The following is a 15,889-nucleotide window of genomic DNA, read 5'->3' as shown; positions in this document are numbered from 1 at the left end:
GCCCGTACCGATGTTGCTGACAGGCACCGTCCCTAACGTCCTGCCCATGACTGGGACCGAGACTCACAGGACTCAACAGCCGCAGCACAAACGGAACATGACGCGACGCAAGGTCGTCGTGGCGGGCGGCGCGGCCGTGGCCGCGGTGGGCGTCGGCGGCGGTATCGCCGCGACCGCGAACGCGGGCCAGACGACCAGCACGGGCAAGGGTGCCACCGCGAAGGCCGCCGGCAGCACCGTGGAGGAGTGCTACAAGCTCACCTCCGAAACCACCGAGGGCCCGTACTACATAGACGCGGACAAGATCCGCCGAGACATCACCGAGGACAAGGAGGGCATCCCGATGACCCTCCGCATCAAGGTGATCGACTCCGAGAGCTGCAAGCCGGTCCGGAACGCGGCCGTCGACATCTGGCACTGCGACGCGCTGGGCATCTACTCCGGTTACGAGGACGCCTCCACCGGGGGCGGTGGCGGCGGTACGCCGCCCAGCGGCACCCCCTCCGGCGTCCCGTCCGGTACGCCGACGGGTTCCCCGCCGGAGGGCGGCGGTGGGGTCCACGAGGAGCCCACCGACGACGAGCGCTATCTGCGCGGCACCTGGCGGACGGACAAGCAGGGCTTCGTCACCTTCAAGACGATCTTCCCGGGCTGGTACCGGGGTCGCTGTGTCCACATCCACACCAAGGTGCACGTCAACGGCGAGTGGACCGACGCCGGTTACGAGGGCGGCAACACCTGCCACACCGGCCAGTTCTTCTTCGACGAGGAGTCCGTGCTCGCATCCGCCGAGGTCGAGCCGTACTCGACTTCGACGACGGAGCGCACGACGCTCGAAGCGGACACGATCTACGACCAGAGCGGCACGACGGGCGGTCTGCTCAAGCTGAAGTACAAGAAGGACAACATCGCCAAGGGCGTCATCGGCACCATCACGGTGGGCGTGGACCCGGAAGCGACGAACACGGGCACGGACGACCCGGCCCAGCCGGGGGCGTCGGCGTCCGCTTCGGCGAGCTGACGGACGTACGGCTCGCTTGTCACGGGTCCAGAACCCTCCCGGTGTTCTGGACCCGTTCTCCCGTTCACGCCGCCGCCGTAGTTCCCGTCGGCCGCAAGCTCACGTGACGCTCCACAGAAGCCGGTAGAAATCCGTCCGCTCCGGGTCGGGAGCGATGCCGTACGCGTCGAGGAGGGTGTTGTCCCAGCCCGGGCCGTAGTTCCACTCGGTGCTCCAGGTGGCTACGGCCAGGTCGGCCCAGCGGTCGGCGAGGCCCAGGGCGCCCATGTCCACGTGGGCGGACCAGGAACCGTCGTCGTGCAGCAGGGTGTTCGGGGCGCAGGGGTCGCCGTGGCAGATGACGAGGAGGTCGACCGGCGGGGGTTCGGGCAGGTCAGACGGTACGTCGAGGCCTGACAGCCGGGCGCGTTCCAGACGGTGCTCGACGGACCAGCTGAACGGGCAGTCGCCCACGGGAAGTTGGTCGTGCAGGGCTCGCAGCCCCGCCCCCAAGGCTCGTACCGCCGTGGCGGGATCCGCCTGCCACCGGGGAGTGACGGCACTTTCGCCGGGCAGTTCGTACGTGACGAGCCAGGCTCCGTCATCGTTGGCTCCGTACTCTCGGACGCGAGGTACGGGCGTGAAGTTCCCGGCCCAGCGGAGCCGTTCCACTTCGGCGGGCAGGTCCAGGCCGGAGCCCGTCGGCGCCCACTTGGCGAACAGCCGCCCCTGACCGTCGTCGCCGCCTATCCGGAAGGTCAGGCCGCCCAATTGGTTCTGCCATACGGGCAACAGCGGCCGGTCTCCGGCCAGTTCGGCGATCGGTGCGGGCACGCGTACGGCTGAGGTCGGCGGTCCGGCGTTGGGCATGTGCGCATGGTGCCCTGAGTACGTGCTGACGGGCGAGCGGTTTTCCGACCGGCCCCCGACACCCCGGTTGGTCGCCGCCTTCCTCGGCGCGAACGTCGGGGTACTTGCCGTGGCGATGTCGCTCAGTTCCGCCTCGGTGGGGATCGGCCTTGGAGTGGGGGCTGTTCGGGGTTCTGTCGATCATCCGGCTGAGGTCGTACGGGATGGCGCAGCACGAGATCGCGTAGGGCGGACAAGATCGCGACGGTGACGGCGGGCGAGGCGCCGGAGGGGGCTTCGGCTGGCGATGACGCCAACTCACGCCCTGTCTCGGCCACTTGACGGCAACCTTTCTTGCGTCCGTGACCACAGATGAGTCAGGAGCCCCGTTCGCGCGGGGCTCCAAGAACCTCGTGCACGTTCCACATCGCGTGCACCTGAACCCCGTAAGGACTCATCCGTGGCATCCACTTCCCACCGCCGGTCCCTTCGGAGGCGGCGCACCGCGCTGGTGTCTGCCGCCGCCGTGGCGGCCGCCGGGCTCGGCGCGGTTTCCTTTGTGATGAACGCGAACGCGACCCCCGTCGAGCTGGCCCGTCAGTCGCTGCCCGCCAAGGACGGCTGGGCGGCGAGCGGTTCCGGTACGACGGGCGGCTCGAAGGCCGACTCCGCACATGTCTACACCGTCAGCACCCGCGCCCAGCTGGCGAAGACGCTCGGCAACGGTTCCGACTCCACGCCGAAGATCATCAAGGTCAAGGGCACGATCGACGCGAACGGCGGCAAGAGCTGCGCCGACTACGCGGCCGGTACGGGTTACTCGCTCGCCGCCTACCTCACGGCGTACGACCCGAAGACGTACGGCAAGAAGATGCCGTCCGGCACCCAGGAGACGGCCCGCGAGGCCGCCGAGACCAAGCAGAAGAAGAACATGGTCTTCAAGGTGCCCGCCAACACCACCATCGTGGGTGTCCCCGGCACGAAGGCCGGCATCAAGGGCGGCAGCCTCCAGGTTCAGGACGTGAAGAACGTCATCATCCGCAATCTCACCTTCTCCGCCACCGAGGACTGCTTCCCGCAGTGGGACCCGACGGACGGCTCGTCGGGCGAGTGGAACTCGAACTACGACTCGGTGACCCTGCGCGGCGCGACGAACGTCTGGGCCGACCACAACACGTTCACGGACGCGCCGAACTTCGACAAGTCGCTGAAGACGTACTTCGGCCGCAAGTACCAGATCCACGACGGCGCCCTCGACATCACCAACGGCTCCGACCTGGTGACCGTGGAGCGGAACAAGTTCACCAACCACGACAAGACGATGCTGATCGGCAGCAGCGACTCCGACACCAAGGGCAAGCTGCGCGTCACCATCCACCACAACGTGTGGCAGGGCATCACCCAGCGCGCCCCACTGGCCCGCATCGGCCAGATCCACCTCTACAACAACTTCTACGACACGACGACCGTCAACGGTTACGCCCCCAAGTACAGCCTCGACTCCCGCGCAAAGGCCCAGGTCGTCGCGGAGCACAACGCCTGGACGGTGCCCTCCGGCGGCAAGATCGCCAAGTTGCTGAGCGGCGACGGCACGGGTTCGGTCGCGGGCAGCGGCAACCTGGTCAACGGCAAGGCGACCGATATCGTCGCCTCGTACAACGCCGCGTCGTCGAAGAAGATCAAGACGACGGTGAACTGGAAGCCCTCGCTGACGGCGGGCCTCCAGACCTCGGCGAAGAGCCTGCCGGTGGGGCTGCTGAAGACGACGGGTGCGGGGGTTCTCAACTGACCTCGTGCTGAACCCCGCTGCGGGGGCAGGCAGTTGCGAAAAACGTGAACGCTCTCCCGGAGAGTGTTCACGCTTTTCACGTCGGCCTTCTGCGGCGGGGGCCGTGAACGGGGAACGCCCGGTCCGTTCTGGGCGTTGTCATCTGTGTTGAGTTCCGGCTACCGGTCCCGAGTGCCATGTCCCGTTCCCGAGTTTTTTCCGTCGCGTTCTCGGGCGCTGTCATCGTCGTGCTCGTCGGCTGCTCCACCGGCGGCGCGGATGCGGACGCCGATGCGCGCGCCCCGAGTCCGCCGTCCACGGCGACCGAGTCGACGACCACCCCGACCGAGCCCTCACGGAACAGCACCTCTCCCACGCCGACTCCGTCCAAGCCCGGCACCCGGGTCCAGACCGCGTCGCTCACCATCCCGGAGATCGGCCTCAAGGACCTCCGGGTCGTCCCGTACGAGGGGACGACCGACGACTGGCCGGGGACACGCATCCAGAACGAGGGCGTTGCCGCCAGCCCGTACGGCAGCCGTGGTGGCGTAGGCCCCGGCGACGTCGGGAACTACCTCGTCACGGCCCATCGCCTCTCCGCCGGCGGACCCCTGCGTGAGCTTCCGTCTCTCGACGAGGGGGACACGGTGACCGTCACGGCGGGCAGGACGGTCTACGAGTACGAGATCACCGACACCAGAAGCACGTCCTTCCGCTCCGAGCGCTCCCTGGCCGAACAACGGGCCGTCGTCCCGGGCCACCCGGGCCGCCGGCCCACCGAGGCCATGATCACCATCTCCACCTGCGCGACTCCCGAGGACAACGCGGCGGGAAACTTCTGGCGCGACGACAAGGGCAACCCCGAACACCGCATCGACAAGATCGGCGTGCTGACTTCGACGACGCCTGCAGCGACGTAAGCGGTTACTCGGGCGGTGCGCCGCCGACGCGCTCCTTGTAAGGAAAGGCCCGTCGACCAAAGACCGTGCCTCAGAACCCCGGATGGGTGATCTGGACGACGTAGACCCGCTCGCTACGCACACGACTCGCGTACTTGATGCCCTCGTTCAGAACGGCGCTCAGCTCCTGCAGGGCTTCCTGTGCGACGACGGGATCGTCGTGCTCCAGGTTGCCATTCGCACGGGCACGGCGGGCGGACAACTCGGGACGGGGATCAACTCATGTCCGTGATCGGCCTGGGTGCTCATGGTGTCCTCAGAGGGTGCCCCGGCCGGAGTGGCCGGCATTTCCACCGAGATCCGTGGTATTCACCCGCAGGGGTGAGCCTGCGGCGTTTCGTCAGATGGCCGTGAGGGCGGATGGCCGGAGCTCGCGGCAGTCGCGGCAGCGTGCGCCCGGTTCGAGTGAGCGAAAGGCGCGGTCGCAGCCGTCGCAGTTGCGGAGGGGGTGCCTGACAGAGAGGGGTGGTTCTGAGGCTCTGTACGGAGGCAGCGGCGGGAGTTGGGCTGTGAGGCGGTGGGCCAGGAGCGCGGCTGGGCGGCGCAGGGGCTCGGGTGGGAGATCGGTGGTCAGGGCTTCGAGCCGGCCTTCCCCCAGGTCTTGATCCACCTGTTGATGGTGTCTCTCGTCGTTGAGTACTCGGGAACCTCGATCGGCTGGTTCGCCACCAGTTTGTCGTAGCCAGAGACAGCAGGCGAGTTTGAGGAACGCTTCGTGCATGTCGGTCGCGCATCGGCAGCGGTTCCTGGCGGGGCAGGGGTACGCGTGCCGGATCGTGGACGCGACCGAACTGCTGGCGGAGGAGGCCTGATCCGTCATGGTGAGGGGATCGTGAACACCAGGACGATCACGAGCACCGACGGGGCGACGGTGGCGATGGCGGCCCAGCGGCGCAGGTTCCAGTAGCGGACCTTGCGGGGCAGCGACCAGGCGGTGACGAGCGCGGTGAGCGAGAGCACGCCGCCGACGAGGATCGTGCCGTAGATCAGGTACAGCCAGGTCGTGAGAGCCGTCGGGCAGTCGGTGCCGCAACTGTCGGTGGCCATCACGGACAGGCCGCCGAGGAAGAGTGCGGCGGGACCGAAGACCGCCAGCAGCACCGTGGCGACCAGCGGGGCGGTCGAGGTCCGGTGGTCGTAGTCGTCGGGTCCGGGGACCGGATACGGGGCGTAGCCGCAGTACGGCGGGCCCTGTTGGCGGCCCGGGTGGTTCGGTGTGGAGTACGGCCCGTGCTGCGGTCCCGGCGGGGGATACGGCCCGTGCTGCGGCGTCGTCATACCCCGAGCATGCCGGTGGGCGGGACGGGCGGGCATCGGCGCGGGTACTCATCCGGATGCCCCGCGTACTCAGACCAGGCAGGGGACCAGCCGGTGCTTCCGGCGGAGTTACCTGCGGCGCACTGGGTAGGGCCCGCGTGAGGCGACTTCGGAGGTCTCCAGAGTGAGTGACTGCGCGTTCTGCAGGATCGGGCAAGGCGAGATCGATGAGGACTTGGTCGCCTACCGCTCGGAAAACGTCTTCGTCGTCCCTGCGCTCAAGCAGCGGCAGAACAACCCTGGTCACGCCCTTGTTCTGCCTGTGTCACACGTCACCGACCTGCATGACGTACCAGCTGATCTCCTGCATGAGATCTTCGAGGTCACAGCCAGAATGACCTCGGCGGTGAAGGACGCCTATGGGGCTGTCGGAAGCACGGTGACACAGAACAACCACATCCCAGGTCAGGTGCTTCATCACGTGCACGTTCACGTCGTCCCCCGGTTCGAGGACGACGGTTTTCGTATGCCGGACCCGGCACTGCGTGAAGCACCACGAGACGTACGACTTGCCCGAACCGCTGCCCTCAGGAAGGCATTGCAGCTGGGAGCATGAGCCTGGCAACGGTTGAGGTGGGCCGCCGACCGTGAGGTCGGCGGCCCACCCAGAGATCGGTCGTCCAGGCACTGGGTCAGGGGGTTCTGCGGAGAGGGATCACGTCCGGTCCGCCGGGCACGGCGGGCCGGACGGCTTCCGGGGTGGCCAGCAGGACGAGGTTCTCCCGACGCCCTGGCCGCGAAGGTCCCGAAGCGGGCCTGGCAGAAGCTGTCGGCCGGGGCCCGTGCCAAGGGTCACCGCTTCTACTTCTACGACTGGGCCGTCATCGACCTACCCGAAGTGCGGCCCTGCAGCCACCAGCTGCTTGTCCACCGCAACCGCACGACCGGTGAACTCGCCTACTACCGCTGCTTCTCGCCAGCCCCGGTGCCCCTGGCCACGCTCGTCCGCCTCGCCGGGGCACGATGGCGGGTGGAGGAGACCTTCCGGTCCGGAAAGGGCCTGGCCGGACTCGACGAGCACCAACTCCGCCCTTCACCTCATGGTCTCGCTGGGTCACCCTGGCCATGCTCGCTCACGCCTTCCTCGCCGTTGTCCGCGCCAACGAACACACCCGTCACCCCGCCCGAACGGGCTGAACCCGCTCACCTGCAAGAGATCCAACGCCTGTTCACGACGCTTGTCGTCCGCCCGTGCACGATGTGGCCCAGCGGCTCCGCCGGCCGTCTGCCACTGGCGGAAACTCAGGCGGCCTCAGCGCACGATCTGGGTAGAGTCGGGCGATGCCCGAGCTGAAGCGGCTGCATGCCGGCCACGCCCCGGCGGTCCTGGCCTTCGAGCTGGCGAACCGCACCTACTTCGCTGCCTCTATCCCCGACCGCGGCGACGACTTCTTCGACCAGTTCACCGACCGGTACAACGCCTTGCTGGCCGAGCAGGAGGCCGGCAGCTGCGCCTTCTACGTGATCGTCGCCGAGGACGGCTCGGTACTCGGCAGGTTCAACCTGTACGACTTGGAGGACGGCACTGCCAGACTCGGCTACCGGGTCGCGGAGCAGGTCGCCGGTCGCGGCGTGGCGACGACGACCGTCCGGGAGCTGTGCCGGACGGCGACAGCGATGCACGGCCTGCGCACACTGCGGGCGGCCACCTCCCACGACAACGCCGCGTCTCAGAAAGTCTTGACCAAGGCCGGGTTCGTCCCGGTTGGCCCTGCCACCCCGGCCGATCTCGGCGGCAAGTCAGGCACCTGGTACCGGCGCGACCTCCGGTCATAAACCTTGATCTTGCTCGTGGGTCGGCTGAGGGAAGGCTGCGGCCACCGCTGATCACCGAGATCGCCGCCACCCCCGCCAGGGTCGACGTCCGCGACTCCAAGAACATCGAAGGCCCCCAGCCGGCGCTGACGCCGGACGCGGGGGCGGACTTCGTCACGTACGCCTCAGGAAGCTGATCCTTCAAACGCAAGGGCCCGGTTACGTCGTAGTACGCAACCGGGCCCTTGCGCTGGTTACTCCGCTGCGCCGCCGAAGCGCTCCTTGTACGTCTCCAGGTCCTCGTCCGTGATCTTCGCGAAGAGGACCGGCGGGACGGTGAAGGGGGTGCCCGCCGGGACGGCGATCAGGGCGTGGGCTTCCTCCGGAGCGACCCACGCTGCCGTGTCGTCCGGCAGCGAGAACGCCGAGCGCATGGCCTTCGCCGATCCCGGGATGAAGGGCTCCGAGACCACCGAGTAGAGGTGGATGAGGTTCATCGCCGTGCGGAGGGTCAGGGCCGCGCCCTCCGGGTTGGTCTTGATCTCAAGCCAAGGGGCTTTTTCCTCCAGGTACGAGTTGCCGGCCGACCAGAGGGCGCGCAGGGCTGCCGCCGCCTTGCGGAACTGGATGGCCTCCATCTGCTCCTCGTACTCCGCGAGCAGGCGGGCGATCTCGTTGCCCAGCTTGGCCTCCGCCTCGCCGGGCTCGCCGCCCGCGGGGACGTCGTCGCCGAAGCGCTTGCGGGAGAAGGACAGGACGCGGTTGACGAAGTTGCCGAGGGTGTCCGCCAGGTCCTTGTTCACCGTGGCAGTGAAGTGCTCCCAGGTGAAGGACGAGTCGTCCGACTCCGGGGCGTTCGCCATCATGAAGTAGCGCCAGTAGTCGGCGGGGAGGATCTCCAGGGCGTCGTGGGTGAAGACACCGCGGTGCTGCGAGGTGGAGAACTTGCCGCCGTAGTAGTTGAGCCAGTTGAAGGCCTTGATGACGTCGACCTTCTTCCACGGTGCGCGGGTGCCCAGCAGGGTCGCCGGGAACATCACGCTGTGGAAGGGGACGTTGTCCTTGCCCATGAACTGCGTGTAGTGGACGTCCGCGTCGGACTCCCACCACCACGAGCGCCAGTCACGGTTCTCCGGGTCCTTGTCCGCCCACTCCTTCGTCGCGCCGATGTACTCGATCGGGGCGTCGAACCATACGTAGAAGACCTTGCCCTCGGCGGCCAGGTCCGGCCAGGTGTCGGCCGGGACCGGGACGCCCCAGTCCAGGTCACGAGTGATCGCGCGGTCGTGCAGGCCCTCGGCCAGCCACTTGCGGGCGATGGAGGAGGCGAGGATCGGCCAGTTGTCGGCACGCTCGTCGACCCAGGACTCGACCTCGCCGGCCAGTGCGGACTGGAGGAGGAAGAGGTGCTTGGTCTCGCGGATCTCCAGGTCGCTGCTGCCGCTGATCGCCGAGCGCGGCTCGATGAGGTCGGTCGGGTCCAGTACGCGGGTGCAGTTCTCGCACTGGTCGCCGCGGGCCTTGTCGTAGCCGCAGTGCGGGCAGGTGCCGATGATGTAGCGGTCCGGCAGGAAGCGGCCGTCCGTGTTCGAGTACACCTGGCGGATGGCCCGCTCCTCGATGAACCCGTTGGCCTTCAGCTCGCGGGCGATCTCCTGCGTGATGTCGCGGTTCTGCGGGGAGGAGCTGCGGCCGAAGTAGTCGAAGGCCAGCTGGAAGCCGTCGTAGATCGCCTTCTGCTGGTCGTGCGCCTGCGCGCAGAACTCGTCGACCGGGATGCCCTGCTCCTTGGCCGCCAGTTCGGCCGGGGTGCCGTGTTCGTCGGTCGCGCAGATGTAGAGGACGTCGTGGCCGCGCTGGCGGAGGTAGCGGGAGTACACGTCCGCCGGGAGCATGGACCCCACCATGTTGCCCAGGTGCTTGATCCCGTTGATGTACGGAAGGGCGCTGGTGATGAGGTGTCGAGCCATCGGGGGCTGCTCCCAAGTCGCTACAGAGGGTGACGACGGTGACATTTGGGGTCGTCGGGGTCGTCTATGGAACCTTGAAATCGTAGCCGACATGAGTGGGCCGCCCGCCTCCCGTTTTCACGGTGGGAAGCGGACGGCCTGGGCGGTGCGGGGTGATTGGTGCGGGGTGGGCCTCCGTCGGTTACGGGCGCCAGTTCGCCAGTACGCCCTCGTAGAGCTCCTGGTCGGTCAGCTCGCGCGGGGTCTCGCCGGCCAGGAAGTGGGCCGTGTTGTCCGTCTTGAGCTTGCGGAGGTAGTCGAAGGCCTTGTTCTCCGGGTCACCGAAGGCGACGAAGGAGAAGAAGACGGCGGGGTACTTCTTCGCCGCGTCCGTGAGGGACTGGGTGGCGGGGGTCCTGGCGTCCGGGGCGCCGTCCGTCTGGAAGATCACGAGGGCGGGGTCCTTGGTGCCGGACTTCTCGTAGTGGCCCACGACCTCCTCGACCGCCGTGTGATAGCTCGTACGGCCCATGCGGCCGAGGCCCGCGTGGAGGTCGTCGATCTTGTTCTCGTGGTCGGTGACGGTGAGTTCGCCGGTGCCGTCGAGTTCCGTGGAGAAGAAGACGACGTGGACCTTCGCCTCGGGGTCGAGGTGGGCGGCGAGAGCCAGGGCCTGCTCGCCCAGGGCCTGGGCGGAGCCGTCCTTGTAGTACGGGCGCATGGACGCGGAGCGGTCCAGGACGAGGTAGACCTTGGCGGTCGTGCCGGTGAGGCTGTGGGCGGCGAGGGTTTCGCGGGCGGCGTTGTAGGCGGTGAGGAGGGTCGCAGGAACGGGTTCGCCTCCGGCTGCGGGTTCGCTGGTCTTGACGGCCTCGGCTTCGCCTTCGGCCTTGTCGTTCCCACCCGCACCACGCGTGGCGCTTTCGTTGTCAGGTGCGGGTGGCCCCTGTGGGGCCTGGTCGCCGTCGGCGGCTGCGGGTTCGTCCGCCTGGGCGGCGACCGGGGTCGGCTCGGCGGCGGGGGCTACCTCGGCAGCGGCGGCGGCCGGCTCGGGCTCCGGGCTGACATCTGCGACGACCGCCTCCGGCGCGGGCGCAGGTGCTGGGGTCGCCTCGGCGGCGACGGGCTCAGGCTTGGACTCGGCTTCCGCTGTTGCCCCAGCGGCGACCGGCTCCGGTGCCGGTGTCGCCTCGGCGACGACAGGCTCGGGCGCGGGCTTGGCTTCGGTCTCCGGCTCGGCTTCCGGTGTCGCCTTGGCCGCGGCGGGCTCCGGCTCCGCCTCAGGCGCGGGCGTCTGTGTCGGCTCGGCGGCGGGCGCGGGTTCGGCTTCCGGCTCGGGCTCCGGTGCCGCCTCAGCGACGACCGGCTCGGGCTCAGGCGCAACGGGCTCGGGCTCCGGCTCGACGACGGGCTCGGGCTCCGGTGCCGCCTCAGCGACGACCGGCTCGGGCTCCGGCTCGACGACGGGCTCCGGCTCGGCCTCAGCTGCCGCAGGTTCCGGCTCGACGACGGGCTCGGGCTCTGCCTCAGCCGCCGCAGGCTCCGGCTCCGGCTCGGTAGCCGCCTCGACCACCGGCTCCTCAGCGGCAGCCTCAACCTCGGGCTCCGCCTCTGCCACCGGGGCCTTCTCCGCAGCGGGCTCCGGCTGCACCTCCGGCTCAGCCTCACGCTCCTGCTCTCGCGCCGCAGGTGCCGCCGGCACCGAAACGTTGTCGAACGCCGCCGACACCAGGTCATCCACAGCGGAGCCCTTGGGCTCAGCAGCCGGTGCCGGTGCCGGTGCCGGCACCGAAGCCTCCGCCTCGGGAGCCTTCCGTTCAGCCGCCGGAGGCACCGGCTCGGAAGCCGTCCGCTCCGACGCCGGAGTCACCGGTGCCGGCTCTGCAGCTGGAGCCGGCACCGAAGCCGAAGCCTCCCGCTCAGCTGCCGCAGGCACATCGGCACCCTCGGACGTACGCCCCTTGCGTGACTTTCCGAATGCGTTTCGCAGGAGGTTGAGAATGCCCATGAGCGCAACCCTTCACATGAGTTGTTTCCGTCAATCCCTGGCCAGGACGGACACGTAAGGTTAGCCGCCAGATTTGGAGATCTTCTTCAGGCCCGGAACTCGATCAGGCCTCGACCAGATCTCAACTTGAACCGACGACGTCGGCGCACGGTCAGCACCCGGCCAACGGACGTTCAACTCCCCCACATTCACTCTGTGTTCACCTATCGGCAGTGTTGCCGAACGCGCGTGCCCCTAGCGTCACGGCCGACCCAGGAAATATTGGGAGGGACCGTGCGCAACCTGCTGCCACTGATCGGCTCGACCGGCTCGCACCCCGGTGGCCGTTCGGCGATGACTTGTAGATTCCGGTGTGGTGACGCCTGCTTCCATGAGGTGCCCAACACCACCACCAACGAGTACGTCGGCGATGTCATCGCCGGTGCGCTCAGCCGCCGTTCCATGATGCGGGCCGCCGCCGTGGTGACGGTCGCGTCGGCAGCCGGGGGTGCGGTCATCGGCGCCGGCGCCCCGGAGGCCGCCGCGCAGGCCGGCGAGGGCGCCGCCCCCGCTGCGTACGAGAAGGGCAACGGCAAGGGGGCGCGCGGCCTCAGGTTCACGCCTGTCGCGCCGAACACCGCCGACACCGTGACGATCCCGGAGGGCTACGCCCAGAACGTGGTCATCCGCTGGGGCGAGCCCATCCTCCGCGGCGCCCCCGCCTTCGACCCGGACAAGCAGAGCGCCAAGGCGCAGGCGGGCCAGTTCGGCTACAACTGCGACTACCTCGGTCTGCTTCCGCTGCCGGAGCCCGGTCGTCAGCTTCTCGTGGCGAATCACGAGTACACCGACGAGATCCTGATGTTCAAGGGCTACGACTCCGCCAAGCCCACCCGCGAGCAGGCCGAGATCGCCTGGGCGGCGCACGGCCTGTCCGTCGTCGTTGTGGAGGAGGACCGCAAGAGCGGCAAGCTCACCGCCGTTCCCCGTCATCACCTCAACCGGCGCGTCACCGCTACCACCGAGTTCAAGGTCAGCGGTCCGGCCGCCGGGTCCGACCTTCTCAAGACCTCCGCCGACCCGACCGGCACGAAGGTCCTCGGCACGCTCAACAACTGCGCGGGCGGCGAGACCCCCTGGGGCACGACGCTGCACGGCGAGGAGAACTTCAACCAGTACTTCGCCAACGGCAGCCGGGCGACGGACAAGCGCTACGGCATCGGCACCGCCGCCTCCGAGCGCAAGTGGGAGCTGTTCGACAAGCGTTTCGACGTGGCCAAGGAGCCGAACGAGGTCCACCGCTTCGGCTACGTCGTCGAGCTCGACCCGTACGACCCCACCTCCACGCCCCGCAAGCGCACCGCGCTCGGCCGCTTCAAGCACGAGGGCGCGACCGTCCGCCTCACGAACGACGGCCGCCCGGTTGTCTACTCCGGTGACGACGAGCGCTTCGACTACTTCTACAAGTTCGTCGGCAGCAAGCGGATGGCCCACGGCCACAGCCGCCGGGCCCGCGAGCACAACCTGACGCTCCTCGACGAGGGCACGCTGTACGTCGCCAAGCTCACCGGCGACTCCCCGGCGATCGAGATCGACGGCACGGGCAAGCTGCCGAACGACGGCGAGTTCGACGGCAGCGGTACGTGGATACCGCTGGCCACCGCCACCGCGAAGGGAGCCGTCTCGCACGTCGAGGGCATGACCGCCGAGGAGGTCTTCGTCTTCACGCGCCTCGCCGGTGACAAGGTCGGCGCGACCAAGATGGACCGGCCCGAGGACATCGAGCCGAACCCGCACACCGGCAAGGTGTACGTCGCCCTCACCAACAACAGCAACCGCGGTGTCGGTACGAACGCCAAGGCGGACGAGGCCAACCCGCGCAACGCCAACAAGCACGGCCACGTCCTGGAGCTCACCGAGCGCTGGAACCGGCCGGAGAGCACGAGCTTCGCCTGGTCGCTGTTCCTCGTCGCGGGCGACCCGAAGGACCCGGCGACCTACTTCGCGGGCTTCCCGAAGGACAAGGTCAGCCCGATCTCCTGCCCGGACAATGTGGCCTTCGACCGGTACGGCAACCTGTGGATCTCCACGGATGGCGCCCAACTCGGCTACCACGACGGTCTGTTCGGCGTAGCTACGCGCGGCGACCGGCGCGGTGAGCTGAAGCAGTTCCTCACCATGCCGAATGGAGCCGAGACCTGCGGCCCGATCGTCCAGGACCGCCGCGTCCTGGTGGCGGTCCAGCACCCGGGCGAGATCGACGGCGCTACGGTCGAGAAGCCCGCGAGCACCTGGCCCGACGGCCCGGGCACGTACGTCCGCCCGTCCGTGGTCGCGGTGTACCGCAAGGACGGCCGCGACATCGGCGTCTGAGCGCAACGTCAAGTTCTGACGGGTACGTGCGTGGGGCGTCCTTCTCCGGACGGGCGCCCCTCTTTTTCGGTTTTCCCGGTCGTTTCCAGCCACTCCCGATAGCCGGGCGCCTGCAGGGCGACCTCCTCGTACGCCTCCTCCAGTTCCGGATAGACGGAGTCCAGCTCCTCCTGTGTACGGGCCGCGAGGAGCAGACGTACGCCGAGGGGGTCGCCGTGGATGCGGCGTACCGCGGCCTCGGGGCGGGGCTGGGCGGTCGGCTGGACGACCGTGACGACCTCGCCGGTGGCGACCAGGGAGGCGGCGGTGTGGTAATCGCCGTGCAGGACACGGGGGTTGAGGCCGGCCGAGCGCAGCATCCGGTAGACGGCGTCCCACTCGCCGTCGACGGTCGGGTCGATCATCCAGCGGTCTTCGGCCAGTTCGGAGAGGCGGACCACGGGATGCGCCGCCGCCGGATGGTTCGACGGCAGCGAGACGAACTGCGGTTCCCTTTCGACCAGTACGCGCAGCCGCAGCCCGTCCGGGATGCGCAGCGGGCTGCCCTCCACCTCGTGAACGAAGGCGATGTCGAGTTGTCCGTCGGCGAGCATGCGCAGCAGCGCGTTCGGCGAGACGTCCATCTGGAGGACCGGTTCCTGGCTGCGGGCGCGCAGTCGGCGCAGCCAGCCCGCGAGGGCCCGGCTCGCGGTGGAGCCGATACGGAGCTGGGGTCCGTCCACCGCGGCGGCAGTTCGGGCCTCCGCCACCAGGGCGCGCATTTCGGCCACCAGCGGGCGGGCCCGGCCGAGTACGACGCGGCCGAGCGGGGTCGGGCGGCAGCCGGTGCGTTCGCGGGTGAACAGGGCGCCGCCCAGCTCCTGTTCGATCCGGCGCAGCTGGGTGCTCAACGAGGGCTGGGCGACACCGAGTTGGCGTGCGGCGCGGTGCAGGCTGCCGGTGTCGGCTATGGCGCACAGCGCACGGAGGTGCCTGACCTCAAGCTCCATGGGGTGAGCGTAGGACGCACGTCTCGGTCACACCAGACGCACAAATCGCATCTGAAGTGGGCGAGTTGGTGCGGAAAACGACCGGTGACGACCGCAACCACCACCTGATAGCTGCGTCCTATCACCACTTGCCATCATCACAGCCGCCGCACAGGCGTCGACACTCACCGATGACGACGACTCACCCCCCACTCAAGGAGTCATCATCGTGCGACTGTCCCTGCCCAAATCCAGAACGGTGCTGTCAGCCACCGTCGGACTCGGCCTCGCGGCCGGTGCGTTCGGCGCGGTCCCCGCCTCGGCGGCCTCGACCTCCGCCCCCGCCACCTCGACGACCTCCGTCACCGGCTACCACGGCTCGTCCGAGGAGGCCAAGGCCAACGAGGCGTTCTTCCAGGCCGTACTGAAGTCCGTGGCCGAGAAGCGGGCCGCGAACCCGGGCGCCGCCGCGGTCACCGTCGTCTACGACGCCTCCGACGCGCCCACCTTCGGCGCCCAGATAGACCGTTCCACCTCCATCTGGAACAGCTCGGTCGCGAACGTCCAGCTCCAGGAGGGCTCCAACGCCGACTTCGAGTACCGCGAGGGCAACGACCCGCGCGGCTCGTACGCCTCTACGGACGGCCACGGCGGCGGCTACATCTTCCTCGACTACGCGCAGAACGAGGAGTACGACTCCACGCGCGTGACCGCCCACGAGACCGGCCACGTCCTCGGTCTGCCGGACCACTACGAGGGCCCGTGCAGCGAACTCATGTCGGGCGGCGGCCCCGGCCCGTCCTGCACGAACGCGAACCCTGACGCGAACGAGCGCGCCGAGGTCGAGCAGCTGTGGGCCAACGGCCTCGCGAAGGCCCTGCAGAAGGTGAACCAGGACCGGTAGTCCGCGTACGGCCCCATCAGCCCCGTACCGAAAATCGAAAACCCATAGTCCGCAAGTCGC

General features: G+C 68.7%; 13 protein-coding genes and 2 pseudogenes. 8 read left to right on the top strand and 7 right to left on the bottom strand.

Translation table 11 applies throughout. The annotated features are described in order from the left end of the window. Positions 1–97 precede the first annotated feature (97 nt). Positions 98–1,021, top strand: a complete 924-nt coding sequence (locus ACFYO0_RS14050) for an intradiol ring-cleavage dioxygenase (protein WP_388674628.1) — start codon at positions 98–100, stop codon at positions 1,019–1,021. A 99-nt stretch (positions 1,022–1,120) separates the two neighbouring features. On the opposite strand, the gene ACFYO0_RS14045 is transcribed toward ACFYO0_RS14050, so the two are convergent. Beyond that, positions 1,121–1,870 (bottom strand): aminoglycoside 3'-phosphotransferase, encoded by a 750-nt coding sequence (locus ACFYO0_RS14045; protein WP_388674627.1) that lies wholly within the window; start codon positions 1,868–1,870, stop codon positions 1,121–1,123. 439 nt (positions 1,871–2,309) lie between these two features. On the opposite strand from ACFYO0_RS14045, the gene ACFYO0_RS14040 reads away from it, so the two are divergent. Then, a complete protein-coding gene (locus ACFYO0_RS14040) occupies positions 2,310–3,638 on the top strand; it encodes a polysaccharide lyase family 1 protein (protein ID WP_388674625.1) in 1,329 nt (442 codons plus the stop codon). A 176-nt stretch (positions 3,639–3,814) separates the two neighbouring features. Beyond that, the gene (locus tag ACFYO0_RS14035; RefSeq protein WP_388674623.1) at positions 3,815–4,537 is read left to right on the top strand and encodes a class E sortase; all 723 of its coding nucleotides are present in this window, start codon (positions 3,815–3,817) and stop codon (positions 4,535–4,537) included. A gap of 70 nt (positions 4,538–4,607) precedes the next feature. Here the strand turns inward: ACFYO0_RS14035 and ACFYO0_RS14030 are convergent, their stop codons facing one another. The 3 genes and pseudogenes from ACFYO0_RS14030 to ACFYO0_RS14020 form a co-directional block, all read right to left on the bottom strand. Next, positions 4,608–4,778, bottom strand: a complete 171-nt coding sequence (locus ACFYO0_RS14030; RefSeq protein ID WP_388674621.1) for a hypothetical protein — start codon at positions 4,776–4,778, stop codon at positions 4,608–4,610. Between the two features lie 138 nt (positions 4,779–4,916). After that, positions 4,917–5,153, bottom strand: a pseudogene (locus ACFYO0_RS14025) (helix-turn-helix domain-containing protein); the annotation flags it as partial. Between the two features lie 239 nt (positions 5,154–5,392). After that, positions 5,393–5,854, bottom strand: coding sequence for a hypothetical protein (locus ACFYO0_RS14020; RefSeq protein ID WP_388674619.1), 462 nt, complete (start codon positions 5,852–5,854; stop codon positions 5,393–5,395). Positions 5,855–6,017: 163 nt separating this feature from the next. Between ACFYO0_RS14020 and ACFYO0_RS14015 the strand changes: the two genes are divergently transcribed. The 3 genes and pseudogenes from ACFYO0_RS14015 to ACFYO0_RS14005 all read left to right on the top strand — a co-directional run bounded on the left by ACFYO0_RS14015 (position 6,018) and on the right by ACFYO0_RS14005 (position 7,669). Beyond that, entirely contained in the window at positions 6,018–6,449 is a 432-nt protein-coding gene (locus ACFYO0_RS14015) for an HIT family protein (RefSeq protein WP_388674617.1), read from the top strand. A 150-nt stretch (positions 6,450–6,599) separates the two neighbouring features. Then, positions 6,600–7,082 (top strand): annotated as a pseudogene (locus ACFYO0_RS14010) (IS701 family transposase); the annotation flags it as partial. Between the two features lie 92 nt (positions 7,083–7,174). Next, entirely contained in the window at positions 7,175–7,669 is a 495-nt protein-coding gene (locus ACFYO0_RS14005; RefSeq protein ID WP_388674615.1) for a GNAT family N-acetyltransferase, read from the top strand. A gap of 233 nt (positions 7,670–7,902) precedes the next feature. Here ACFYO0_RS14005 and metG read toward each other — a convergent pair whose 3' ends face one another. Both metG and ACFYO0_RS13995 read right to left on the bottom strand, forming a co-directional pair. After that, positions 7,903–9,618, bottom strand: coding sequence for a methionine--tRNA ligase (gene metG / locus ACFYO0_RS14000; protein ID WP_388674613.1), 1,716 nt, complete (start codon positions 9,616–9,618; stop codon positions 7,903–7,905). A gap of 181 nt (positions 9,619–9,799) precedes the next feature. Next, the gene (locus tag ACFYO0_RS13995; protein WP_388674611.1) at positions 9,800–11,605 is read right to left on the bottom strand and encodes a VWA domain-containing protein; all 1,806 of its coding nucleotides are present in this window, start codon (positions 11,603–11,605) and stop codon (positions 9,800–9,802) included. A gap of 273 nt (positions 11,606–11,878) precedes the next feature. Between ACFYO0_RS13995 and ACFYO0_RS13990 the strand changes: the two genes are divergently transcribed. Next, positions 11,879–13,957 (top strand): PhoX family protein, encoded by a 2,079-nt coding sequence (locus ACFYO0_RS13990; RefSeq protein ID WP_388674609.1) that lies wholly within the window; start codon positions 11,879–11,881, stop codon positions 13,955–13,957. 8 nt (positions 13,958–13,965) lie between these two features. On the opposite strand, the gene ACFYO0_RS13985 is transcribed toward ACFYO0_RS13990, so the two are convergent. Further along, entirely contained in the window at positions 13,966–14,946 is a 981-nt protein-coding gene (locus ACFYO0_RS13985) for a LysR family transcriptional regulator (protein WP_388674607.1), read from the bottom strand. 208 nt (positions 14,947–15,154) lie between these two features. Here ACFYO0_RS13985 and snpA point away from each other — a divergent pair, with 208 nt between their 5' ends. After that, on the top strand, positions 15,155–15,829 hold the full coding sequence (gene snpA / locus ACFYO0_RS13980; RefSeq protein ID WP_388674605.1) for a snapalysin: 675 nt from the start codon (positions 15,155–15,157) through the stop codon (positions 15,827–15,829). Positions 15,830–15,889: the final 60 nt, after the last annotated feature.

The sequence above is a fragment of the Streptomyces sp. NPDC006365 genome, from assembly GCF_042870755.1.
Classification (GTDB): Bacteria; Actinomycetota; Actinomycetes; order Streptomycetales; family Streptomycetaceae; genus Streptomyces; species Streptomyces xiangluensis.
Note: the sequence above shows the minus strand (reverse complement) of the source record. Positions and strands in the feature narration are given on the sequence as shown.

Excerpts from the sequence above, each read along its gene's own strand:
- ACFYO0_RS14050 (WP_388674628.1), top strand. The coding sequence starts at position 98 with ATGACGCGACGCAAGGTCGTCGTGGCGGGCGGCGCGGCCGTGGCCGCG.
- ACFYO0_RS14045 (WP_388674627.1), bottom strand. The coding sequence starts at position 1,870 with ATGCCCAACGCCGGACCGCCGACCTCAGCCGTACGCGTGCCCGCACCG.
- ACFYO0_RS14035 (WP_388674623.1), top strand. The coding sequence starts at position 3,815 with ATGTCCCGTTCCCGAGTTTTTTCCGTCGCGTTCTCGGGCGCTGTCATC.
- ACFYO0_RS14020 (WP_388674619.1), bottom strand. The coding sequence starts at position 5,854 with ATGACGACGCCGCAGCACGGGCCGTATCCCCCGCCGGGACCGCAGCAC.
- ACFYO0_RS14005 (WP_388674615.1), top strand. The coding sequence starts at position 7,175 with ATGCCCGAGCTGAAGCGGCTGCATGCCGGCCACGCCCCGGCGGTCCTG.
- metG (WP_388674613.1), bottom strand. The coding sequence starts at position 9,618 with ATGGCTCGACACCTCATCACCAGCGCCCTTCCGTACATCAACGGGATC.
- ACFYO0_RS13995 (WP_388674611.1), bottom strand. The coding sequence starts at position 11,605 with ATGGGCATTCTCAACCTCCTGCGAAACGCATTCGGAAAGTCACGCAAG.
- ACFYO0_RS13985 (WP_388674607.1), bottom strand. The coding sequence starts at position 14,946 with ATGGAGCTTGAGGTCAGGCACCTCCGTGCGCTGTGCGCCATAGCCGAC.